The following is a 21,198-nucleotide window of genomic DNA, read 5'->3' on the forward strand; positions in this document are numbered from 1 at the left end:
CCCGGTGTCAGGTCGCGACCAGCAGCGCCTGCGGGGCCGCCGCCTTCAGCCGGGTGTTGAGCCAGGACAGCTGGCGGCCCGTCTCCCCCTCGCAAGCGTGGGCGAGTTCCAGCAGCTCGCGGTCGCGCGCCCCCTGGGCCGCCTGGGCGACGGCGGTCCAGGTCGTCTGGACGAGTGTGCCCAGCACGTACAGGTCCTGGAGGTCGCGCAGCAGCCCGACGGGCCCCTCGCGGACTCCGGCGAGTCCGTCGGCGTGCAGCCGCTCGGGCTCCTCGACGTCCTCGCCGGCGGCCTGCTCGCCGTAGCGGCGGGCGATGGGTCCCAGGCGGCGGACGTGCTCCTCGCTCATCTTCGCCAGGGTGTCGCAGGTGTGGTAGACGTCGCCCTCCGCGGCATGTCCCTCCCCCACCGTGCGCAGGGCATCGGCGAGGGTCTGCTCGCTGCGGTGGAGCAGACCGACGTAGACGGCCAGATGGGGCATCAGGACCTCCCTGGGGCGGCGACCTCGGCGATGTGGCCGGGTGCCTCGTGGGTGACGGCGGGGTCGCACGGATAGTCGGGGGTGGCGGTGGGCTCGGCGGAGGTGTCCGCCTCCGGTCCGCCCCGGGTCGGCGGTACGGAACCGCCGGCCGGCTCCGAGGCGGTCGTGGTGGGCGCGGGTGCGGGGCCGTCGCCGTCGGCGACCTTCACCACCCGGCAGGCGGCCGTCTTGAAGTACGGCTGCTTGGACACCGGGTCCCAAATGGTCATGGTCAGTTCGTTGGCCTGCCGGGGCGCGCCGTCGGTCGCCACCTCGTCCGGGTCCCAGCGGCCGTAGTGGAAGGGCGCGAACACCGCGCCCTCCCTCACGTGCCCGATCCGGGCGCGTACCTCGATCGCTCCGCGCGGCGACTCCACCCGCACCCGGTCGCCCTCCGCGATCCCCAGCCGCCGCGCGTCGGGGACGGACAGCTCCACCCAGGCGTCGGGCGCGGCCCGGTTCAGCTCGCGGGAGCGGCCGGTCTTGGTGCGGGTGTGGAAGTGGTAGACGGTGCGCCCGGTGGTGTACAGCAGCGGGTACTCCTCGCCGGGCTCCTCGTGGGGCGGCACGTAGGCCGCGCCCTTGAGGTGGGCGCGCCCGGCCGGAGCCTTGGCCCGGTACTCCTGGGGGGTCACCGTGCCACCGGTGAGCAGGTCGTGGCCGTAGGTCTCGCAGTACTCGGGATCGGTGTTGAACACGCCGTCCGCGTAGAGCCGGTCGGTGCCCTCGGGGTGCTCCTCGGTGCAGGGCCAGGGGATGCCGGTGGGGCCGCGCAGCTTGTCGTAGGACAGGCCGCTGTAGTCGCAGGGGCGGCCGCGGCTGCACTCGCGCCAGGCGTCGAAGGCCTCCTCGGGGGTGCGCCACTTGATCAGCGGCGCGCCGTCCCTGTCGCGGAAGTCCATGGCGTCGGCGTACATCAGGAAGATGTCCAGGTCGCTCCTGGCCTCGCCGGGCGGTTCGACGGCCTTCTCGGACAGGTGCACGGTGCGGTTGACGTTGGTGTAGCAGCCGGTCTTCTCGCCCCAGCCGGCCGCGGGCAGCACCACGTCGGCCAGCTCGGCGGTCTCGGTGAGGAAGAGGTCCTGGACGACCGTGAAGCACTGGTCGCCGCCGAGGATCTTCCGGATGCGGGACGACTCGGGCATGGAGACGACCGGGTTGGTCGCGGAGATCCACAGCAGCCCGACCGAGCCCTGTTCGGCGTAGCGGAAGATCTGCATGGCGTGGGTGGGCGGAGCCCAGTGCGGGATCGTCAGCTCGTCGACGTTCCACAGCTCGGCCAGTTCGCGGACGTGCGCGGGGTTGCTCCAGTTGCGGAAGCCGGGCAGGTCGCCGTCGGCGCCGCACTCGCGGGTGTTCTGCGCGGTGGGCTGGCCGTTCATCTGGAGCACCCCGGCGCCCGGGCGGCCGATCATGCCGCGCAGCAGGTGCAGGTTGTGCACGGCCACGGCGGCGGCGGTGGCCTGGTGCGACTGGTAGAAGCCCTGGAGCACGGTGGACAGCACCCGCTCGCTCTCCCCGAAGATCCGTGCCGCGCGCCGTACGTCGCCGGCGTCCACGCCGCAGATCCGGGCGGTCTCCTCGGGGGTGTAGGGCTCCACCGTCTCGCGCAGCTCCTCCACGCCCAGGGTGTGGCGCCCCACCCACTCCTCGTCCACCCAGCCGCCTGCGAAGAGTTCCCGGGTCAGGCCGTTCATCAGGGCCATGTTGGTGCCGACCCGGGGCGCGAGGTGGACGCCGCCGGTGCGCTCGGCCTCCTCTGCGACCTTGGTCCGGCGCGGGTCGACGCACACCACCTTCGGCGGGTCGTCGGCGCGGGTGCGGTCCAGTACGCGCATCCACAGCACCGTCTGGGTCTCGGGCATGTTGTGGCCGAACAGGAAGATCGCGTCGCAGTGCTCGATGTCGGTGTAGGAGCCGGGCTGCCCGTCGGTGCCGAACGACTCCTTGAAGGCGGCGGCGCTGGTGGCCGTGCACAGCCGGGTGTTGCCGTCCATGTGCGGGGTGCCCAGGCCGGCCTTCCCGATCACGGCCAGGGTGTAGTACTCCTCCAGGAAGAGCTGGCCGGTGGTGTAGAAGCCGTGGGACAGCGGACCCTTCTCCGCCAGCAGCCACCGGGAGACCTCGGCGATCCGGCCCATCGCGGTCTCCCAGTCGGTCTCGGTCAGGCGGCCGTTCTCGCGGACCAGGGGCCGGGTGAGCCGGTCGGCGCTGTTCGCCCAGGACCAGCTCCCGTACAGGCCCTTGGGCCCGAGCCGCCCGTGGTTGACCACGTCCGTGGCCACTCCGCGCACCCCGACCATGCGCCCGTCCTTGACGGCGATCTCACAGCCGCAGCCGTTGCTGCACAGCACGCAGGCGGAGCGCACCCAGCGCTCGACGTCCTCCTCGGCCACCCCCTCCTCCAGATGGCGGTCGACCCGGGCGGGCCACACCGTCCCCTTGGCGTGCGGTGTGCGGGGTCCCCAGATGTCGGCGATCCGGTCCATGCGCGTCCTTTCCCTGCCTGCTCCGTGCCGTGCGTGCGTGCCGTGCGGCCGTGCCACGCGGTACCCCGGGAAGGCGGCGGGAATGCGTGCCCGGGTCGTCTTCCCACCGGAGGAGGGGCGGCGGAGGGCGCCGAGGCCCTGCGTCCGGGTGCCCCGCGGTCCCGGCCGCCCGTACGGCCGCGGGATCGGGCTCTCAGGGCAGCGGTGGCCGGTCGGGCCCGCGGGGCGCCCGGGTGAAGACCTCGTCCGCGTCCAGCGCCTCGGCTCCCGGGGCCGACCTGGACGGGTCCGCCGGGCTGCGCACCGGTTCGCCGCGCGACGGCGGCGGGGTGTGGTCGCCGGGGGCCCCCTCCCCGTACCGCGGCAGCCGCAGGGCCAGCAGGGCGACGTCGTCGCCGCGGGGGTCCATGCGCTCCAGCAGTTCGTCGCAGAACTCCTCCAGACCGTGGCGGGCCAGGGCGGAGGCGTGGCGGCACAGCAGCTCCATGCCGGTGTCGATCGGCCTGGTGCGGCTCTCCACCAGGCCGTCGGTGTAGAACACCACCGTCGCCTCCGGCGGCAGGTCCTCGTAGGCGTCGGGCCAGTGCAGCCCCAGGTTCAGGGTCGCGCTCATGCCCAGCAGGGGGCCGTGGCCGGCGTCCAGGAAGCGGGTGCCGCCGTCCGGTGCGACCAGCAGCGGCGGCGGGTGCCCGGCGTTGACCCAGTGCAGCCGCCAGGGCCCGCCCTCACGGCCCTCGATACGGGCGAAGACGACGGTGGCCATGGGCGCGTCGCTGGTGTTGGTCATCGCCTCGTCCAGACGGCGCATGATCACGCTGGGTGGCTCCCTGCGGTCCCAGGCCAGGGCGCGCAGCATGTTGCGGACCTCGGCCATGTGGGCGGCGGCCTGGAGGTCGTGGCCCGCCACGTCCCCGATGACCATCGTGGTGACCCCGTCCTCCAGCAGGAAGGCGTCGTACCAGTCCCCGCCGATCTCGGCCGCCACCTGCGCGGGGCGGTAGCGGGCGGCCATCAGCAGGTGGTCGACCTGGGGCAGCGGGGTCAGCAGCTGGCGCTGCATGCTCTCGGCGACGTGCCTCTGCTGATCGAAGAGGCGGGCGTTGTCCACGGCCAGCCCGGCCCGGCGGCCGATGTCCGCGAGCACCATCACCTCGTCGTCGGTGTACGGGGGCGAGTCCCCGGTGCGCGCCGCGGTGAAGGCGCCGAAGACCCGCCGGCGGCTGTGCAGCGGCACCACCACGGCGCTGTGCCCGCCGAGCCGTTCGAACAGTCTGCGGTGGGCCGCGATGAGCGGTGCGTCGGGTTCGCGTGCGAGGTCCCGGGCGTCCAGCAGGACCGTCTCGGCGTCGCGCAGGGCGCGTACCAGGCCCGCTCCCGCGGACTCCGCCAGCGGCGGCAGGACTCCCTCCAGTTCCCCGGCCGCCGCCGGGTCCGCCCCGCTGTGCACGGCGATGCGCCGTACCTCGTCCTGCTGATCGGTGAGCATGTCCACCGCCGTCCAGTCGGCCAGGCCGGGCACCAGCATCCGGCCCAGTTTCCGGAGCACCCGGGGGACGTCCAGGCTGGAGATGAGGACGGAGGAGACCTCCGACACCAGTGTCAGCCTGGTGGTCAGGGCCTCCAGCGCCTCCAGGTAGGCGGCCGTCTGCCGCTCGGCGGCCCTGCGCACGCTGAAGTCGTGGAAGGCCAGGACCAGGCCGGTCGGCTCCCCCGGCAGCTCCAGCGGGGCGGCCGACCAGATGACCGGGAGGGTGGTGCCGTCGCCCCGCAGCAGGTACTCGTCGCCCCCCTCGCGCGGACGGCCGTCGGCGAGGACCGCGAGCATCCGGCAGTCCTCCCGGGGGATCTCCGCCCCGTCCGCGTCGCGGTGCAGCAGATTGTGCATGTCATGGCCCAGCATCTCCGCCGACGGCCGCGCCACCATCCGCTCGGCCCGGGGGTTGGCGGCGATCAGGCGGCCCATGGAGTCCGTGGCGTAGATGCCCGCGCCCAGGCTGTCGAAGACCGCGCGCAGGACGTCGGGCTCCCGTGTCCGGTCGGCCTCGCTCATCGCCCCGCCGTCCCTGGTGGTCCCACTGCCCTTCACCGCCTCCTCGCCCGGCCGGCCGCCGCGTCCCGCTCTGCCCGTACCGGCGCCGTGCGCCCGCGTACGCCCGGTCCGCGGCACTGCCGACTACCCGGTTCCCGCCTACCCAGACATTCCGCGCCGCCGGACGGACGGGCGTACTCCGCCCGGGTGGGGCGGGGTGGGGCGGACTGCCGGGGGCGCGGCCGGGCTCTGCGGCGGGTGGGGCGATGGGAGGGGCTGTGGGAGGACGGCCGGGCGGGGTGGCCGGAGGACGACAGCGCGGGATGGCGGGAGGACGGCAGCGCGGGGCGGTGGGAGGACGGCCGGTATCGATCTTCCACGGACGGGAAGGGCCGTAGTGTGCCTGAAGTTCCCGAACCCGTGATCGAGCTGGTGCGGCGGCGCAGGGAGCCGGTGGTCGTCCAGGCCCTCCGCTCCACGGCGGCCGCGACGCTCGCCTACGCCGCCGCCCTCTGGCTGACCGACGCCCGGGCCCCGCTGCTGGCCCCGCTGACCGCGCTGCTGGTCGTCCAGGTCACCCTCTACGCCACGATCACCAGCGGCATCACCCGGGTCAACGCCGTGGTGGCCGGGGTCACGGTCGCCGTCGGTTTCAGCGCCCTGGTGGGCCTGAGCTGGTGGAGCCTGGGCCTGCTCATCCTCACCTCCCTGGCCGTCGGGCACCTGGTGCGGGCCGGCGACTTCATCCCCGAGGTGGCGATCAGCGCCATGCTGGTGCTGGGGGTGTCCCACGCCACGGACCTGGCCCTGAGCCGGGTGCTGGAGACCCTGATCGGCGCCGCGGTCGGCCTGCTGTTCAACTTCCTGTTCGTGCCTCCGGTGTGGGTGCAGCCCGCCGAGGAGGCGCTGGTGGACCTGGCCGACCGGATGCGGCGGCTGCTGCTGCTCATGGGCGAGCAGCTGGGCGTCCCCACGCCGGTGCACCGGGCGGCCGCCCGGCTCCACGAGGCCCGGCGGCTGGACAACGACATCACCCAGGTCGACGCCGCGCTCGTACAGGCCGAGGAGAGCCTGCGCCTGAACCCCCGGGTCAAGGAGGCGCTGCTGTCCCGGGTCGTGCTGCGGACGGGCCTGGACACCCTGGAGATCTGCACCACCGTGATGCGCGCGATGTCGCGGACCCTCACCGACCTGGCCAGGGCGCGCGAGGAGGAGCCGCTGTTCCCGCACGAGGTGGCCGAGGCCGTGGAGGAGCTGTTCGGCAACGTCGCGAGGGCGGTGCAGAGCTTCGCCGTCCTGGTCACCAGCAGCGACAGCGCCAGTTCCGAGGAGGCGGAGGACCGGCTGGCGGCCGAGATGGAGGCCGGACGCGCCGGGCGCGAGCGGGTCGCGCACCTGCTGCTCGCCCGCGTCCAGGAGCATCCGCGCCAGTGGCACCTGCTGGGGGCGCTGCTGTCGGAGTTCGACCGGGTGCTGGACGAGCTGGACGTGGAGAAGCGCTCGACGCGCCTGGCGGAGGAGCTGGACCGCTACACCCGCGAGGAACGGGACAGGCACCCGGTGCTGTACGAGTTCAAGCGCCGCTTCCGGCTGCCCCGCCGCCGCCGTCGCCGCCGCAGTCCCGACGCCGACCGGGCGGAGGTCTGAGGACACCCGTGCCGCGTCGGGGCGCGATTGTCAGTGGCCGGTGGTTTGCTGGGAAGCGGTCGGCCGGAACTCGGCAGGCCGGTCCGGAAGTGTGCCGCGCCCCCCTGCCGCCGGGCGGAGGGCCGGACGAGGGTCACAGGGGGCCTCGATGAGTGACGTCGCGACGGCGAGCAGCACCAAGGGCGCGGCCGCGCGCGAGCCCGCGGAGCCGGAGCAGCGGGCGGAGCTGCGGCTGGAACGGCACCGGGTGGAGCTGACGGGCTACTGCTACCGGATGCTGGGGTCGGCCTTCGAGGCGGAGGACGCCGTACAGGAGACGATGGTGCGCGCATGGCGCGCCCTGGACCGCTTCGAGGGCAGGTCCTCACTGCGGTCGTGGCTGTACCGCATCGCCACCAACGTGTGCCTGGACATGCTCGGAGGCAGTCGGCGGCGCGCCCGCCCCATGGACCTGTCGTCCCCCTCGGGGGCGGAGAACCCGCCCGGGCCCGCCCTCCCGGAGGCCACCTGGATAGAGCCGATGCCGAGCGGCCGGATCCTGCCCGACGGCGGCGATCCGGCAGAGACGGCCGTGGCGCGGGAGTCGGTCCGGCTGGCCTTCATCGCGGCCCTCCAGCATCTGGCGCCCCGGCAGCGTGCGGTGCTGATCCTGCGCGAGGTGCTCGCCTGGCGGGCGAGCGAGGTCGCCGAGCTGCTGGGCACCACGGTCGCGTCGGTCAACAGCGCGCTCCAGCGTGCCCGCGCCACGCTCGCCTCCGGTGAGATCACCCCCGACGGAAGCACGGATTCGATGGACGAGGAGCAGCGCGCCCTCCTCGCCCGCTACGTCAGCGCCTTCGAGTCCTACGACCTCGACGCCCTCACCGCGGTGCTGCACGACGACGCGACGCTGTCGATGCCGCCCTACGGGCTGTGGCTGCGCGGCCACGCCGACATACGGGCGTGGCTCACCGGGCACGGCGCGGGCTGCCGGGGGTCACGCCTGGTGCCGGTCACGGCGAACGGCTGCCAGGCGTTCGGGCAGTACCGGCCGGATCCGGACGGCGGCTTCTCACCCTGGGCGCTGCAGGTCGTCGAGGTGTCCGGCGGCCGGGTCACCGCGCTCAACTCCTTCCTGGACACCGCGCGGCTGTTCCCGCTGTTCGGGCTGCCTCCGCGCCTCGCTCCCCGCTGAACGCCCCCGGTCCGGCACCGCGCCGGTGCCCGCGCCGGCGGTGAGCAGTTCCGCGTCCAGCCCGGTCCAGGCGAGGAACCGCAGCAGCCCGCCGTCGGCGTTGCCCAGCCGTATCCGGCGGCCAAGGCGGCGGGCGGTGAGCTGCATCCGGGCCAGCGCCTCGACGGTGACCATGTCCGCCTCGCAGAACTCCCCGGTGTCCACGACGACCGGGTCCGCCCGGGTGCGGTTCAGTACCCGGTGCAGCCGCTCGCACAGCAGCGGTATGTCGGCGCGGGTGACCGGGCCTTCGGCGGCCAGTACGAGTGAGGCCGTCTCCCCGCCGGGCGGCCGCGGTTCCTCATGAGCTGCCAAGACCGGTCCTCCTGCCATGGGGGTCACCGGGGCAGACCGGCCGGACGGACGGAACTCATCGCCCCCGGCGCGGCCGCCGGTGCGGCGGCCCCGCCCGGGGGTGCTCCGTCCGGGCGAAACGGGTGCTGCCCGTCCGCCCCCGTCCGGCCGTGCCCGTTTCGGCTCCCCGCCCGGGGGGCACTCCGGCGCGGACGCGACAGCGGCCGCAGCGGCCGAGTGAGGAGGCAGCACCGTGGGCGAAGCGGTACGGCTGGATCTGGAGGGCAGGAACGCGCTGGTGACGGGCGGCGCCCGTGGTCTGGGCGCGTCCATCACCCGTCGTCTCGCACGGGCCAAGGCCGCCGTGCGGGTGGTAGACGTACGCCGCGAGGAGGGCGAGAAGTTCTGCGCCCGGCTCAGCGAGGAGGAGGGTGCGGACGTCCGCTTCCTGGAGCTGGACGTCCGCGACCCGGAGGCGGTCGAGGCGGCCTTCCGTGGGCTGGACGAGGCCCCCTGGCCACTGGACATCCTGGTCAACAACGCCGCGGTGGACGTCTCCAAGCCGATCGAGCACCTGTCCGCCGAGGAGGTCACCAGGGTGGTCTCCACCAACCTGCTCGGTCCGATGTACATGTGCCTGGAGACCTACCGGCGCATGGTGGCACGCGGCGGCGGGCACATCGTCAACATCCTTTCCACGGCCTCCAACCGCACCTGGACCGAGGCCGGCCCGTACTCGGCCGGCAAGTCGGGACTGCGCGCCTTCACCCACACCCTCTTCAAGGAGGCGCAGCGCGACTGCATCGGCATCGGGATCACCGGGGTTATCGCGGGAGGCATGGAGACCCCGTTCGTGACGGAGCGCTTCCCCGACGCCGACACCTCCAAGCTGCAGAGCCCCGACATCGTGGCGGACGCGGTCATGTGCGCGCTGTCGGTCCCCGAGGGCAGCGTGATGCCCGAGGTGGTCGTGGTGCCGCGCAGCGAGTCCTCCTGGCCGTGACCGGCGCGCGGGGCGGTCCGGTGCCCGCTCCCGTCCTCGCGGCGGGGACGGGAGCGGGCACCGGTGCCGTACGGGGTCAGGCCGGTGTGATCGGCTCCTGGAGTTCGGTCACCCACTTCTCCCTGTCCTGCGGGCACTCCAGGTACAGCTCCCGCGCGTAGCCGGCCGAGCGGTGGCCCGCGGTGTCGATCCAGCGGGCCAGGGCCTGGGCGGTGGGCATGACGCGGTCCATGGGGCCGCGGTGGACGATGGTGGCCGCCTGCTCGATGCCGGGCAGGTCCACGATCTCGAAGTCCTCTCCCCCGCCGGCCCCGGACGCGACCGTGACGCCGGCGTGGACGACGACCGCGCCGCCCCCGCCGGGGGCGTCCTCGTACCAGGCGATGCCCGGCCCGGCCGGTTCCACACCGGCCCGCTCCAGCCGGCGGCACAGCTCGTCGTACAGCGGCTGGATGACCGGGCCGATGTGCTCGGGCCCGAAGCCGTCGGCGATGCCGGTCAGCTCGGCCACCCGCACCGGCGGAATGCTCTTGACCACGATGTCCTCGGTGGGCATGCGCCCCTCGCTCTCGATCGTCCGGAGCCTCGCCTCGACCCGGGCCAGCCGCGCGGTGGCGGCCGCCACCGCGTCCTCCAGTTCCGCCCGCCGCAGTCTGAGCATCCCGCGCAGTTCCTCGGTGCCCAACCGCTCGTCGAGGATCGACCTCACCTGTTCGAGGGTGAAGCCGAGGTCCTTCAGCGCGATGACGCGGTTGAGCCGGGCGAGCTGTCCCGCCTCGTAGAAGCGGTAACCGCTGACCGGATCGGTCCGGGCGGGGCGCAGCAGCCCGATCGCGTCGTAGTGCCGCAGCATGCGGACCGACACGCGGCCGTGCCTGGCGAAGTCTCCGATGGTGAACATGACGCCTCCCACTCCAGGGCCTCACACGGTGTCAGGGTCAAGCCCGGGCGGCACGGGTGTCCCGAAGGGGTCCGGGCGGGGCCTTCGTGGGGCCTTCCCCGGGCCCTCGCGGAGCCTTCAGCCGCCGTGTCCGGGGCTGTCCGCTCCCGCGCCCGGGGAGAGCGCGGAGGCGGCGTCCAAAGCGGCGGGGGCGGTGACGCGGCCGTCCGCGCGGGCGGCGTTGCGGGTGATGGCGTCGGCCAGGAGCGGCCAGAGCTGTTCGGGGAGGTCGTGCCCCATGCCGGGGACCACCAGGAGTTCGGCGCCGGGGATCGCGGCGGCCGTCGCCTCGCCGCCGCTGCGGTCGATGAGGGGGTCGTCGGCGCCGTGGACGACCAGCGCCGGAGCGGTGACGGCCCGCAGGTGCGGCGTGCGGTCGGGCGAGGCCAGGATCGCGGCGTACTGGCGCGCGAAACCGTCGGACCGGGGGGAGCGGTCGTAGGCGGCCTCGGCACGCTCGCGCAGTTCCTCGGGGGTGGCCGGGTATCCGGGCGAGCCGATGACGGAGAACGAGCGCACGCCCCGCTCCCCCGCCTCCCGCCGGTCCCGGGGCGGCGGCGCGGCCAGCGCGGCCAGCGCCCCGGGGGTGCCCCGGCCGACGGAGCGGTCCCCGGTGGTGGACATGATCGAGCACAGCGAGCGCACCCGCGAGGGGTGGTCGATCGCGAACTGCTGGGCGATCATGCCGCCCATCGAGGCCCCTGCGATGTGCGCGGCGTCGACCCCCAGGGCGTCGAGCAGGCCCGCGGCGTCCCGGGCCATGTCGGCGATGCGGTAGGGGGCGGAGGATGTGTCGCCGGCCAGGACGGCTCTGATGTCCGGGGGCGGGCAGTCGTCCACGAAGGTGGACAGACCGCAGTCGCGGTTGTCGTAGCGGACGACGTGGAAGCCCCGGTCGGCGAGCGTCCGGCAGAACTCCGGGTGCCAGGCGGTCATCTGGGCGCCGAGGCCCATGACGAGCAGCAGCACCGGCCCGTCCGGGTCGCCGAAGGTGTCGTACTCCAGTTCCATCCCGTTGGACAGGGCGCGTGGCATCGTGTTCCTCCTCGGCGGGGCCCGGCCGGGACCGGGCCGGTCGGCTTCTGCGGCCGTCGGGCGGTCCGCCGCCCGTCGCCGGGCCGTACGGCGGCCCGCCGGGCGGGAGCTGCCTACCAGCCGGTCGGTACGATAGCGGGGCCGCGTCCGGGAGGGAACGGAGGAAGCCCCCGGGCAGGGACACTCCAGGCGACGAGTCCCGCGACGGACCCCGCCGCGACCCCGTGCCGGCCCCGCAGCGGAGGGAGTACGCCGGCGCCCGCGCTCAGCCGCGTCCGCCGCCCTCCTCGCCGAAGGTCACCGAGACCTGTTCGAACCCCAGGGAGCGCAGCAGGTTCTCCAGCATGTCCTGGGTGTTCGCCTCGGCCCGCTTCGCCAGCCCGCTCTCCTTCGCGGCCTCGCCGATGTGCTCGACCGCCAGCCGGTGGACCTCCCGCTCGTCGCCGGGGTTGTCGGAGAAGACGTCGCCGAGCCGGTCGAGCAGGCCGCGCTCCTTGGTGACGGCGTACGAGCGCTCGGCGTCCAGCGCGGGCTTCTCCAGCCTGGCGTGCGGCAGCCGTACCGTGGCGCCCCTGCGGTCGTCCGTGACCGTGACGGCCTCCTCGCCGAGACCGCCCAGGTCCACGTACGCGCCGACGCTGCCCGTGCCGACGAACAGCGTCCGGCTGCCGCGCACCGCGTCCGGCAGGAACTTCGCGTCCTTGTCCAGGTCGACGACGACCTGGAAGGTGCCGGAGGCGCCCTCGTAGCGGCTCATGTCCCTGAGGGACTTCAGCACCGCTGGGCCGGTGCGGTCCTCGGTCTCGGTGGCGAACGGGTTTCCCAGTTCGGGCAGGAGACGGAGCTGCCCGGCCAGCAGCGCTCCGGCCAGCACGAGGACCACCAGCAGGAGCGGGGCCATCCACCTCGGGGAGGGCGTGGACCTGTCGGACCGGACCATCTGCGTGCACCTCCGTCAGCGGCGGGAGACTCCGTCAGGTGGGGTATTCCCCGAAACTTCCGCCGCATGGCAGGGAGTTGGCGCCGCGTCGGCAGGGGGCGGGGCGCCCCGCGGGCCTGCGGAGCCACCGGGCCACCGGGGCCACACCGCTCCCCCGGAAAGGAGATTCTCCGTTCCGCGCGCCGGACACCGCTCCGGCGAGCATGTTCCACCGGCAAGTCCGGAAGCCGTCGGCGGATTCACCCGCAAGCCGGCCGAGGCGGGGAACACGGATGTCCGCCTCCCCTCCACCCGCCCGCGCCCCCTTACTCCGGCGCCCCCCGCATTCCCCGTGGCGTGAATCCGTGGGCGCGGCCGCTGGGCCCCGTCGGCGGTGACGGGCGCTCCGGGCCGCGTCCGGTACACCGTTCGCTGAGTATCGGACAACATCGGCGGACCCGTCCCGCCGGCCCGGGGAAAGCGGGCCGGAAACCACTGAAAGCGTTCTCCGTTCCAGTGATCGCCAGGGAATCCGAACAATTTCCACATGCGATGTGCGGGGATGTCGATTCCCTGTAACGGGCACCGGGGTTTTGTTTCGGCCTTGTTATCCGGCCGTTGTCCGCGCCCTTGCCCGGCCACCCGCCCCTCCTTATGTTGGGAGCGCTCCCACTCCCCCGTCCGCGAGCCGGCGGAAGAGTGGCTCCATCCGACCGCACGGTCGTGCGGCGCCGTACCGCCCTTCCGCACCGCCGACGCACGTCCCGACCACTCGCACCGTCCGCGCGGGCCGCGGACCGCTCCGGCCGCGACCCGGCCGGACGCCCCGGCGCCGGGCGCGGCGGCGCGTACGGCACCACCGAGGAGCCGGGAGCCCGGATGGCACCACCCGCACACCTCAACTCCCGTGGACCGACGGAGCCGGGACCGTCCCTTTCCCCCGCGTCCACGACGAACGATTGGAGAATCATGTCCGGAGTCCTCCTGGCCGGCGGAGCGGTCGCGGCGTTGATCGCCTCGACCCTCTCCGGCGCCGCGCTCACCGCGGAACCGACCTCCACGGTCCCCGACGAGAAGATCCAGGTCGGCATCAACACGGTGAACGGCTCGGGTTGCCCGGCGGGGACGGCGGCCGTGGCCGTCTCCCCCGACAACACCGCCTTCACCGTGACCTACAGCGACTACCTCGCCGCGGCGGGCGTGGGCACGCAGCCGACCGATTTCCGGAAGAACTGCCAGCTCAACCTCGACGTGCGCGTCCCGCACGGCTTCACCTACGCGATCGCCAGCGTCGACTACCGCGGCTACGCCTACCTGGAGGAGGGCGCCACCGCCACCCAGAAGGCGCACTACTACTTCCAGGGCTCGGCCGAGAACACCTCGTCGTCGCACCGGATCGCCGGTCCGTACGACAACAACTGGCAGACCACCGACAGGGCCGAGATCGGCGAACTGGTCTGGGCGCCCTGCGGCGTGGTCCGCAACTTCAACGTCAACACCGAACTGCGGGTGGACGGCGGCCAGTCCGCCGACAAGACCACCAGCTTCATCGCCATGGACTCCACCGACGGCGCCGTCAACACCGTCTACCGGATCGCCTGGAAGAAGTGCGAAAGCTGACCCCAGCGGTCAACGCGTAGCCGCGCCCGGCCCGTCCGCGAGCGGGAGGGCGCGTCCCCTCCGGGGACGGCCGCGCTCCACTCCGGGCATGCCGTGCTCCCGGCACTCCGGTGCGGGTGGCCGGGAGCAGGCGGCACGCGGCCACCCGCGCCGGCGGCCCCGGACGGAGGGGGACCCCGGAAAGCCCGGAAGCTCACCGCCCCGGGGCCGGCAGGCCGGACGGCACGGGCCCGCGCCCAGTCCCCGTGGAATCCGCCGCGCCCGGCGTCCGGGATTCCACGGGGAGCCGCTCCCCCGGGCTCCCCCGATTTCCTCCCCCGGCCCGCCTTCCGCACCGTACGCGCGCTCACGCGCCTCCTGCCCGCGGTGCGTACCGGTCACGCGGTCACGCGAATCGGTCAGTTCCATTCGGCAAACGCGTCGGGTTTTCCTTTCCCGTCGCGCCCCACAACGCTTGATTGGAGAACCATGTCCGGAGCACTTGCCGTGGGCGGTGCGATCGCGGCGTTATTCGCCTCGTCGCTCTCTTCGAGCATCGTCGCCCCGAACCCGTCGTTCGAGGACGCGCCGACCGACAAGATGGTGATCGACGTCGTCACGGTCAACGGCTCGGGGTGTCCGCTGGGAACGGCGGCCGTGGCCGTCTCCCCCGACAACACCGCCTTCACCGTGACCTACAGCGACTACCTCGCCCAGGTCGGCGTCGGAGCCAGACCGACCGATTTTCGGAAGAACTGCCAGCTCAACCTGGCCGTACGCGTCCCGCAGGGCTTCACCTACGCGATCGCCAGCGTGAACTACCGCGGCTACGCCTACCTGGAGGAGGGCGCCACCGCCACCCAGAAGGCGCACTACTACTTCCAGGGCCAGGCCGAGACGAACGAGGGCGTCCACCGCTTCAACGGCCCGTTCGACGACAACTGGCAGGCGAACGACGTCACCGAGCTCGGCGCCCTGGTGTGGGCTCCGTGCGGCGAGATCCGCAACTTCAACATCAACACCGAACTGCGGGTCAGCGGCGGCACCTCGAACACCGCGGAGACCACGAGCTTCATCGCCATGGACTCCACCGACGGCGCCGTCAACACCGTCTACCAGCTCGCCTGGAAGAAGTGCGAGACCGGCGCCGGGGGCGGCGCGTGACACCCCCTGCCCCGACCGCGCGCTGAGGCACCGCGGTGCGCGGAGCCCGGGCCGGACTCCGCGCACCGCCCGCAGGCGGCCCGCCCCCGCGGCGGGCCGCCTGCCTGCCCGCTCGGCGTGTCCACCTCTCCCGTCCGCCCCGCCGGTCCGCTCCGGTGCGCCCGGTATCGGCCGGTATCGAACGGACGACGGCGGGTACCGGTGCTCTCGTGGAAGCCTCCGGCCCCGGTCGGCCGTACGACCGAGGAGGCCGGACCGGCACCCCGCGGCCCCCGGCGGTCCGCCAGGACGGCGGCGCGGTGTAGCGGCGGTGGGGAACGACGAGACGACCTGGAGAGCGGAGTGACTGTGACCGAGCATCCGGGCGAGGCGGCACCGGCCGAGCGGAACGTACCGGCCGCCACGCGCCCGGCGACCGGGACCGGCGGCGGGCAGGACCGCCGGGAGACCGACGAGGGGCTCGAGGAGCTGCCCCCGAACCTCACCCAGGCCATTCTGGAGGCCACCAAGCAGGTGGCGTCCCTGCTGAAGGGCGCCGGACACCCCTTCGCCCTGGCGGGCAGCGTCGCCGTCTACGCCCACGGCGGTCCGGGGAACCTCCAGCACGACGCCGACTTCTGCATCCTCCCCGAGGACGCCGACACGGTGGCCGCCACGCTCCGCGACGCCGGGCTGGAGGTGTACACCCCGCCGGAGGACTGGCTGCTCAAGGCCCGGTGCATGGGCCAGGACATCGACCTGATCTTCGAGCTGGCGCGGCAGCCGGTGACCCGCGAACTGCTGGGGCGGGCCGAGGAACTGCCCGTGGAGTCGGTCCGCATGCCCGTGCTGTCGGTGACCGACCTGCTCGCCAGCCTGCTGAACGCCTTCACCGAGCACCACTGCGACTTCGGCGCCGTGCTGCCGATCGCGCGGGCCCTCCGGGAGAAGGTCGACTGGTCCCGGGTGCGGCGCGAGTGCGGTTCGGCGCCGATGCCGGACGCCTTTCTCTACCTGCTGGAACGCCTGCAGGTCATCTCGCCGGAGGACGACGACCGTGGAGGACGGCCATGACGGAGCCCGACACCAGCCGGGGGAACCGGACAAGCGGCGCGGACAACACCGAGTACCGCATCGCCCACCTGCAGGAGAGGCTCGTCCGCGAGGAGGTCGCCGAACTCGGCATGCGCATCGAGTCCCGCGGCGGCACGGTGGTCGTCAGCGGCACCGTCCCCACCGCCGAGTGCCGCGACACCGTCGTGCGCGTCGCGGAGGAGGAGATGGGCGGCACACCGGTACGGACCGACATCGTCGTGGCCGACCCCACCGCCCCCGACCGCCCTGAGGAGCTGGCATGATCCGCATCGCAGCCGTCGGCGACATCCACATGGGGCCGGACAGCAAGGGGGTGCTGCGCCCCGCCTTCGAGACCCTGCCCGACTGCGCCGACCTCCTGCTGCTCGCCGGGGACCTGACCCGCCACGGCACGCCCGAGGAGATGCGGGTCGTCGCCGAGGAGGTCGCGGACCTGCGGGTGCCGGTGATCGCCGTGCTGGGCAACCACGACCACCAGGACGAGCGCCCGGAGGAGGTCACCGCGGTGCTGCGGGACGCGGGCGTGACCGTCCTGGAGGGCGAGGGGACGGTCCTGGAGGTGAACGGCACCCGCGTCGGCGTCGCGGGGACCAAGGGGTTCGGCGGAGGGTTCGCCGGGCGCAGCGGCGGCGAGTTCGGCGAGCCGATCATGAAGGAGTTCATCCGCTACACCCGCCGCTGCGCGGACGGTCTGCGGGCCTCGCTGGAGGAGCTGGACCGGCGGGGGTGCGCCGTACGGATCGCCCTGACGCACTTCTCCCCCGTGCCCGACACCCTCGCCGGCGAGCCGCTGGAGATCTACCCCTTCCTGGGCAGCTACCTGCTGGCCGAGGCGGTGGACGCGGCGGGCGCCGACCTGGCCGTCCACGGGCACGCTCACGCGGGCACCGAGCACGGTATTACCAGCGGCGGTGTGCGGGTGCGCAACGTCGCCCAGCCGGTCATCCGGCGCGCCTTCGCGGTGTACCACCTGGAACCCGGCGCGGAACGCGGGGCCGGGGCGCTGGCCGAGGCCTCCCGCTGACCCTCCGGTGCGCCCGCCGCCGCACCGGCCCGCGCACCCGCCCGCGCGCACGAGAGGAGAGCACGCCGTGCACGACGCCACCGGGGCCGACCGCGGACCCCCTTCCCCGGACGACGCCCGGGCCCGGCTGGGGCGTGTCGCCGCGGAGGCCTTCGGCTGGAGTGAGCTGCGTCCCGGCCAGGCCGAGGCCATGGAACAGGTGCTGCACGGCCGGGACGCGCTGGTGGTGATGCCCACCGGTGCGGGGAAGTCCGCCGTCTACCAGGTGCCCGCGGTACTGCTGCCCGGCCCCACCGTGGTGGTCTCCCCCCTGATCGCGCTCCAGCGGGACCAGGTCGAGGGGCTGTCGGAGAGCGAGGCGCCGGACGCCCCGACGGCCGTCGCGGTCAACTCCGCCCAGGGCGCCGGCGAGACCGCCGAGGCCTGGCGGGCCGTGCGCGAGGGGGACGCGGAGTACCTGCTCCTCTCCCCCGAGCAGCTGGCCAAGGACGAGGTGGTGGAGAGGCTGGCGCGGACCGGGCCGTCGCTGTTCGTGGTCGACGAGGCCCAGTGCGTCTCCTCCTGGGGGCACGACTTCCGCCCCGACTACCTGCGCCTGGGGCATGTGGCGCGGCGGCTGGGCCGCCCCACCGTCCTCGCCCTGACCGCCACCGCCGCCCCTCCCGTGCGCGAGGAGATCGTCGAGCGCCTGGGCATGGAGCGTCCCGCCCGGATCGTGGCCGGCTTCGACCGCCCGAACCTCCGCCTGGAGGTGCGCAGCTTCCTGGACGAGGCGGAGAAGCGCCGGGCCGTGGTGGAGCGGGCCGCCGCCGAGGCCAAGCCGGGCATCGTCTACACCGCCACGCGCAGGGAGGCGGAGGAGTACGCGGAGCAGCTGGCGGAGCTCGGTCTGTCGGCCGTCGCCTACCACGCGGGCCTGCGGTCGGCCGAGCGCTCCCGCGCCCACGAGGCGTTCCTCGACGGCGGGCTGGACGTGGTGGTGGCCACCTCCGCCTTCGGAATGGGCATCGACAAGCCGGACGTGCGGTTCGTGCTGCACGCCTCCGTACCCGGCTCGCCGGACGCCTACTACCAGGAGATCGGCCGGGCCGGGCGCGACGGCGCCCCGGCGTCGGCCGTGCTGCACTACCGGTCCGAGGACCTGGGGCTCCAGAAGTTCTTCTCCTCCGGGCGCCCCGACACCGGAACACTGGCCGACGTCGCCGGAGCGGTGTACGGCCGCGGTGCCCCGCTGCCCGCGTCGCGGGTGCGCGAGCGGACCGGGCTGTCCGCCAGCCGTCTCACCGCCGCCGTCAACCTCCTGGAGGAGGCCGGGGCGGTGGCCGTCACCCCGGACGGCGAGCTGGTGCCGACCGGGGACGCCGACCCCGAGGAGGCCGCCGACCGCGCGGCGGAGCTGGCCGAGGCGCGGCACAGGCTGGAACGGTCGAGGGTGGAGATGATGCGCGGCTACGCCGAGACCACCGGCTGCCGCCGCCGCTTCCTGCTGGGGTACTTCGGCGAGGAGTACGAACCGCCCTGCGGCAACTGCGACAACTGCCTGGCGGCCGAGGAGGAACGGAACCGGGCGCGGGACGGGGAGGGCCGCGAGCCGGAGCGGTACGAGGAGCGGGGGGCGCGCGGCCTGCCCGACCGGCCCGTGCCCCGTGTCGAGGAGGGTCCGCGACCGGACGCGGGCCGGTTCCGCACCGGGGCGCGGGTGCGCCACCGCGAGTGGGGCGAGGGCCTGGTGATGAGCGAGGAGGAGGACCGGATCACCGTCCTGTTCGACACGGTCGGCTACCGCACCCTGTCTCTGGACGCCGTGGTCGGGCAGGGACTGCTCGCCCTCGACGAGGAGGCGGACGGCCCCGACGAGGAGGGCGGCTGACCCGCGCACCCCGGTGGCCCGGCCCGCGGGCTCAGGGCGCCCGGTTCTCGACCGAGAACAGGGCGCCCTGCGGGTCCCGGACGACCGCCTGCCGCCCCGAGGGGGTGTCGGCCGGGGCGGAGACCACCTCGGCTCCCAGAGCCTCCGCCTTCACCGCCGCCGCGTCCACGTCCTCGACGCGGAAGTGGACGTGCCAGTGCGGCCGCACCCGCGGGTCGGGCGCGTCCTCCACCGCTCCGCCGCTCAGCCCCGCCACGGTGCGCTTGTCGATGCGCAGGATCACCCGGTCGTGCTCGTAGCGGATGTCGTAGCGCTCGGGGTCCCCCTTGTCCCAGCCGAACACCTCACCGTAGAAGAGCGCGGCGGCGAAGGCGTCGCGGGTCAGCAGCTCCAGCCAGGAGGGGGCGTTGACCCTGCTCCCGGCCTGCCACTCCGGGTCGATCCCGCCCTCCCAGATCCCGAAGACCGCCCCCGCCGGATCGGCCGCCCACGCCACCCGGCCGGAGGCGAACCGCACCGGTCCCACGGCGACGGTCGCCCCGCGCTCGCGCACCCGCCCGGCCGCGACGTCGACGCTGTCGGAGGCGAAGTACGCGGTCCAGGCGGTGAGGGTGCGCAGGCTGTCCTTGGCCTCGCCCAGTCCGGCGACCGGGACGTCCCCGGCCAGCGCGACCACGTAGTGGCCGAGCCGCTGCGAGCCCGGCCGGTACCGCCAGCCGAAGAGTTCGCCGTAGAAGTTCTGCGCGGCCTCCAGGTTGGGAGCCAGCAGGGTGACCCAGCAGGGCGCGCCCTGCGGCACGCGCTCGGTCTCCGTCACGGCCGATCACCACACCGTCTCTCGTCCGGGCCGTCTCGTCGGGCCGTCTTCTCCGGGCTGCCGCGGCTCCCTCCCGCCAGACCGATGCTGCCCTCTCGCGGCGCCGGTGGGAAACCGGCGTCCACCAACCGGGGCAACGGCCGTCCCCGGCGGGGGCCGTTCAGGGGCGGCGCCAGGAGTCGCTCTCCAGGTGGGAGCCGGCCTGCGGGCCCATCCGCAGCATGCCGCCGTCGACCGCCCACGACGCGCCGGTGACGTAGGCGGCGTCCGGCCCGGCGAGGAAGGCGACCACGGCCGCCACCTCGCGGGCGTCGCCGGGCCGCCCCGCGGGGATGCCGGGCCGCTTCTCGGTGGTCACGTCGGTGTCCTCCTGGCCGGTCATCGGCGTGGCGATCTCGCCGGGCGCGACGGCGTTGACGGTGATCCTGTCGGCGGCCAGTTCCAGGGCCATGACCTGGGTGAGCAGGCCGAGTCCGCCCTTGGCCGCGCAGTAGGGCGCGGCCCCCACCCGCGGCTGGTGCTCGTGGACGCTGGTGATGTTGACGATCCTGCCGCCGTCGCCCTGCCGGATCATGCGGCGGGCGGCGCGCTGCCCGCACAGGAAGGGGCCGACGAGGTCGACGTCGAGTACCTGCCGGACGGTGTCGAGGCCGATGTCGAGGAAGGGGGTGGCGGTGCCGGTGCCGGCGTTGTTGACCAGGACGTCGATCCTGCCGAGTTCGTCGGCGAGGCGGTCGACCGCGTCGACCGCGGCGGGCAGGTCGGTGAGGTCCATCCGCTCGACGGCGGCCCGGCGTCCGTGGGAACGCACCTCCTCGGCCGTCTCCCGCGCGCCCTCCTCGTCCTCGTGCCAGGTGATGCCGATGTCCATCCCCTGCTCGGCCAGGCGTACGGCGGTGGCGCGGCCGATCCCCGAGTCCGCACCCGTGATCACCGCGACGCGGGCGGGGGATTCGCTGTGTGCGTTCATCAGACCTCCTGGATCGGTTCCCGGGCCGGGTTCCGGTACCCGGGCGCCTTGCGGCGAAACGGCCTCGTCCCCCGGCGGCGGGGCCGCCAAGGCCGCCTCCGGGCCGCCTTTTGACCACCATTCGGCCTAATCGTGGTGACCTTCAGGGCGGTCGGGCGTTGGTCACGGCACCACCGCCTCCAGTCGGGCGGATGGGTGTTTGTTCGCTATAAGGAGTGACTCTTCATGTCGCGTATTGCCAAGGCTGTCGCCGTGACGGCCGCCGCCGGTGCCGCTCTGGCCGGTTCCGCCGGAGTCGCCGCCGCCGACGCCGGGGCGCAGGGCGCCGCCATCGGCTCCCCGGGCGTCATCTCCGGCAATGTCGTCCAGGTGCCGGTCCACATCCCGGTCAACGCCTGTGGCAACACGGTCAACATCGTCGGCCTGCTGAACCCGGCCTTCGGCAACACCTGCATCAACGGGAACCAGTTCCAGGCCAAGAAGGACCACGGCAAGAAGCACCACGCCAAGAAGGACCACGGGAAGAAGCACTACGACAAGAAGGACCACGGCAAGAAGGACTACGGCAAGAAGCACCACGGCGGTCGCTGA

Annotated in this window: 18 protein-coding genes and 1 pseudogene; 10 read left to right on the forward strand and 9 right to left on the reverse strand. The window is 73.8% G+C overall.

Translation table 11 applies throughout. The annotated features are described in order from the left end of the window. Positions 1-7 precede the first annotated feature (7 nt). The 3 genes from BMY40_RS06585 to BMY40_RS06595 all read right to left on the reverse strand — a co-directional run bounded on the left by BMY40_RS06585 (position 8) and on the right by BMY40_RS06595 (position 5,059). Positions 8-481 (reverse strand): hypothetical protein, encoded by a 474-nt coding sequence (locus BMY40_RS06585; RefSeq protein ID WP_093656395.1) that lies wholly within the window; start codon positions 479-481, stop codon positions 8-10. Continuing rightward, complete coding sequence (locus BMY40_RS06590; RefSeq protein ID WP_093656396.1) at positions 481-3,009, reverse strand: molybdopterin oxidoreductase family protein; 2,529 nt, start codon at positions 3,007-3,009, stop codon at positions 481-483. Before BMY40_RS06590 ends, BMY40_RS06585 begins: the two co-directional genes overlap by 1 nt. A gap of 193 nt (positions 3,010-3,202) precedes the next feature. Next, a complete protein-coding gene (locus tag BMY40_RS06595; protein ID WP_093656398.1) occupies positions 3,203-5,059 on the reverse strand; it encodes a SpoIIE family protein phosphatase in 1,857 nt (618 codons plus the stop codon). A gap of 378 nt (positions 5,060-5,437) precedes the next feature. Between BMY40_RS06595 and BMY40_RS06600 the strand changes: the two genes are divergently transcribed. Both BMY40_RS06600 and BMY40_RS06605 read left to right on the forward strand, forming a co-directional pair. Further along, positions 5,438-6,685: an FUSC family protein gene (locus BMY40_RS06600; protein WP_093656400.1), complete on the forward strand. Its 1,248-nt coding sequence runs from the start codon at positions 5,438-5,440 to the stop codon at positions 6,683-6,685. Between the two features lie 148 nt (positions 6,686-6,833). Then, entirely contained in the window at positions 6,834-7,859 is a 1,026-nt protein-coding gene (locus BMY40_RS06605) for a sigma-70 family RNA polymerase sigma factor (protein ID WP_093656402.1), read from the forward strand. 66 nt (positions 7,860-7,925) lie between these two features. Here BMY40_RS06605 and BMY40_RS29045 read toward each other — a convergent pair. After that, positions 7,926-8,525, reverse strand: a pseudogene (locus BMY40_RS29045) (STAS domain-containing protein); the annotation flags it as partial. Here BMY40_RS29045 and BMY40_RS06615 point away from each other — a divergent pair. Continuing rightward, the gene (locus BMY40_RS06615; protein ID WP_093656404.1) at positions 8,446-9,195 is read left to right on the forward strand and encodes an SDR family oxidoreductase; all 750 of its coding nucleotides are present in this window, start codon (positions 8,446-8,448) and stop codon (positions 9,193-9,195) included. The pseudogene BMY40_RS29045 and the gene BMY40_RS06615 overlap by 80 nt on opposite strands. Before the next feature lie 76 nt (positions 9,196-9,271). Here the strand turns inward: BMY40_RS06615 and BMY40_RS06620 are convergent, their stop codons facing one another. The 3 genes from BMY40_RS06620 to BMY40_RS06630 form a co-directional block, all read right to left on the reverse strand. Then, a complete protein-coding gene (locus tag BMY40_RS06620; protein ID WP_093656406.1) occupies positions 9,272-10,096 on the reverse strand; it encodes a MerR family transcriptional regulator in 825 nt (274 codons plus the stop codon). Between the two features lie 117 nt (positions 10,097-10,213). After that, positions 10,214-11,170, reverse strand: a complete 957-nt coding sequence (locus BMY40_RS06625; protein ID WP_093656408.1) for an alpha/beta fold hydrolase — start codon at positions 11,168-11,170, stop codon at positions 10,214-10,216. Between the two features lie 265 nt (positions 11,171-11,435). After that, the gene (locus tag BMY40_RS06630; RefSeq protein WP_245769898.1) at positions 11,436-12,071 is read right to left on the reverse strand and encodes a DUF4230 domain-containing protein; all 636 of its coding nucleotides are present in this window, start codon (positions 12,069-12,071) and stop codon (positions 11,436-11,438) included. A 987-nt stretch (positions 12,072-13,058) separates the two neighbouring features. On the opposite strand from BMY40_RS06630, the gene BMY40_RS06635 reads away from it, so the two are divergent. The 6 genes from BMY40_RS06635 (at position 13,059) to BMY40_RS06660 (ending at position 18,820) form a co-directional block, all read left to right on the forward strand. Continuing rightward, positions 13,059-13,709, forward strand: a complete 651-nt coding sequence (locus BMY40_RS06635; RefSeq protein WP_093656412.1) for a DUF4360 domain-containing protein — start codon at positions 13,059-13,061, stop codon at positions 13,707-13,709. Positions 13,710-14,177: 468 nt separating this feature from the next. Then, the gene (locus BMY40_RS06640) at positions 14,178-14,852 is read left to right on the forward strand and encodes a DUF4360 domain-containing protein (RefSeq protein ID WP_093656414.1); all 675 of its coding nucleotides are present in this window, start codon (positions 14,178-14,180) and stop codon (positions 14,850-14,852) included. A gap of 348 nt (positions 14,853-15,200) precedes the next feature. Next, positions 15,201-15,905, forward strand: coding sequence for a nucleotidyltransferase family protein (locus tag BMY40_RS06645; protein ID WP_093656416.1), 705 nt, complete (start codon positions 15,201-15,203; stop codon positions 15,903-15,905). Next, the gene (locus tag BMY40_RS06650) at positions 15,902-16,189 is read left to right on the forward strand and encodes a BON domain-containing protein (RefSeq protein WP_093656418.1); all 288 of its coding nucleotides are present in this window, start codon (positions 15,902-15,904) and stop codon (positions 16,187-16,189) included. Before BMY40_RS06645 ends, BMY40_RS06650 begins: the two co-directional genes overlap by 4 nt. Beyond that, on the forward strand, positions 16,186-16,950 hold the full coding sequence (locus BMY40_RS06655) for a metallophosphoesterase family protein (RefSeq protein WP_093656420.1): 765 nt from the start codon (positions 16,186-16,188) through the stop codon (positions 16,948-16,950). The genes BMY40_RS06650 and BMY40_RS06655 overlap by 4 nt, the downstream gene beginning before the upstream one ends. A 67-nt stretch (positions 16,951-17,017) precedes the next feature. Continuing rightward, a complete protein-coding gene (locus BMY40_RS06660) occupies positions 17,018-18,820 on the forward strand; it encodes a RecQ family ATP-dependent DNA helicase (RefSeq protein WP_281250740.1) in 1,803 nt (600 codons plus the stop codon). A gap of 31 nt (positions 18,821-18,851) precedes the next feature. Here the strand turns inward: BMY40_RS06660 and BMY40_RS06665 are convergent, their stop codons facing one another. Both BMY40_RS06665 and BMY40_RS06670 read right to left on the reverse strand, forming a co-directional pair. Then, the gene (locus BMY40_RS06665) at positions 18,852-19,637 is read right to left on the reverse strand and encodes a VOC family protein (protein WP_245769899.1); all 786 of its coding nucleotides are present in this window, start codon (positions 19,635-19,637) and stop codon (positions 18,852-18,854) included. Between the two features lie 160 nt (positions 19,638-19,797). After that, positions 19,798-20,607: an SDR family oxidoreductase gene (locus BMY40_RS06670; protein WP_093656422.1), complete on the reverse strand. Its 810-nt coding sequence runs from the start codon at positions 20,605-20,607 to the stop codon at positions 19,798-19,800. Between the two features lie 225 nt (positions 20,608-20,832). On the opposite strand from BMY40_RS06670, the gene BMY40_RS06675 reads away from it, so the two are divergent. Further along, positions 20,833-21,198 carry a chaplin gene (locus BMY40_RS06675; protein WP_093656424.1) on the forward strand — a complete coding sequence of 122 codons (366 nt, stop codon included), beginning with the start codon at positions 20,833-20,835 and terminating at the stop codon, positions 21,196-21,198.

The sequence above is a fragment of the Streptomyces radiopugnans genome (genome assembly GCF_900110735.1).
Lineage (GTDB): Bacteria > Actinomycetota > Actinomycetes > Streptomycetales > Streptomycetaceae > Streptomyces > Streptomyces radiopugnans.

Coding starts and splice junctions, on each gene's coding strand:
- BMY40_RS06585 (WP_093656395.1), bottom strand. CDS start 481: ATGCCCCATCTGGCCGTCTACGTCGGTCTGCTCCACCGCAGCGAGCAG.
- BMY40_RS06590 (WP_093656396.1), bottom strand. CDS start 3,009: ATGGACCGGATCGCCGACATCTGGGGACCCCGCACACCGCACGCCAAG.
- BMY40_RS06595 (WP_093656398.1), bottom strand. CDS start 5,059: ATGAGCGAGGCCGACCGGACACGGGAGCCCGACGTCCTGCGCGCGGTC.
- BMY40_RS06605 (WP_093656402.1), top strand. CDS start 6,834: ATGAGTGACGTCGCGACGGCGAGCAGCACCAAGGGCGCGGCCGCGCGC.
- BMY40_RS06620 (WP_093656406.1), bottom strand. CDS start 10,096: ATGTTCACCATCGGAGACTTCGCCAGGCACGGCCGCGTGTCGGTCCGC.
- BMY40_RS06625 (WP_093656408.1), bottom strand. CDS start 11,170: ATGCCACGCGCCCTGTCCAACGGGATGGAACTGGAGTACGACACCTTC.
- BMY40_RS06630 (WP_245769898.1), bottom strand. CDS start 12,071: ATGGCCCCGCTCCTGCTGGTGGTCCTCGTGCTGGCCGGAGCGCTGCTG.
- BMY40_RS06635 (WP_093656412.1), top strand. CDS start 13,059: ATGTCCGGAGTCCTCCTGGCCGGCGGAGCGGTCGCGGCGTTGATCGCC.
- BMY40_RS06640 (WP_093656414.1), top strand. CDS start 14,178: ATGTCCGGAGCACTTGCCGTGGGCGGTGCGATCGCGGCGTTATTCGCC.
- BMY40_RS06650 (WP_093656418.1), top strand. CDS start 15,902: ATGACGGAGCCCGACACCAGCCGGGGGAACCGGACAAGCGGCGCGGAC.
- BMY40_RS06655 (WP_093656420.1), top strand. CDS start 16,186: ATGATCCGCATCGCAGCCGTCGGCGACATCCACATGGGGCCGGACAGC.
- BMY40_RS06670 (WP_093656422.1), bottom strand. CDS start 20,607: ATGAACGCACACAGCGAATCCCCCGCCCGCGTCGCGGTGATCACGGGT.
- BMY40_RS06675 (WP_093656424.1), top strand. CDS start 20,833: ATGTCGCGTATTGCCAAGGCTGTCGCCGTGACGGCCGCCGCCGGTGCC.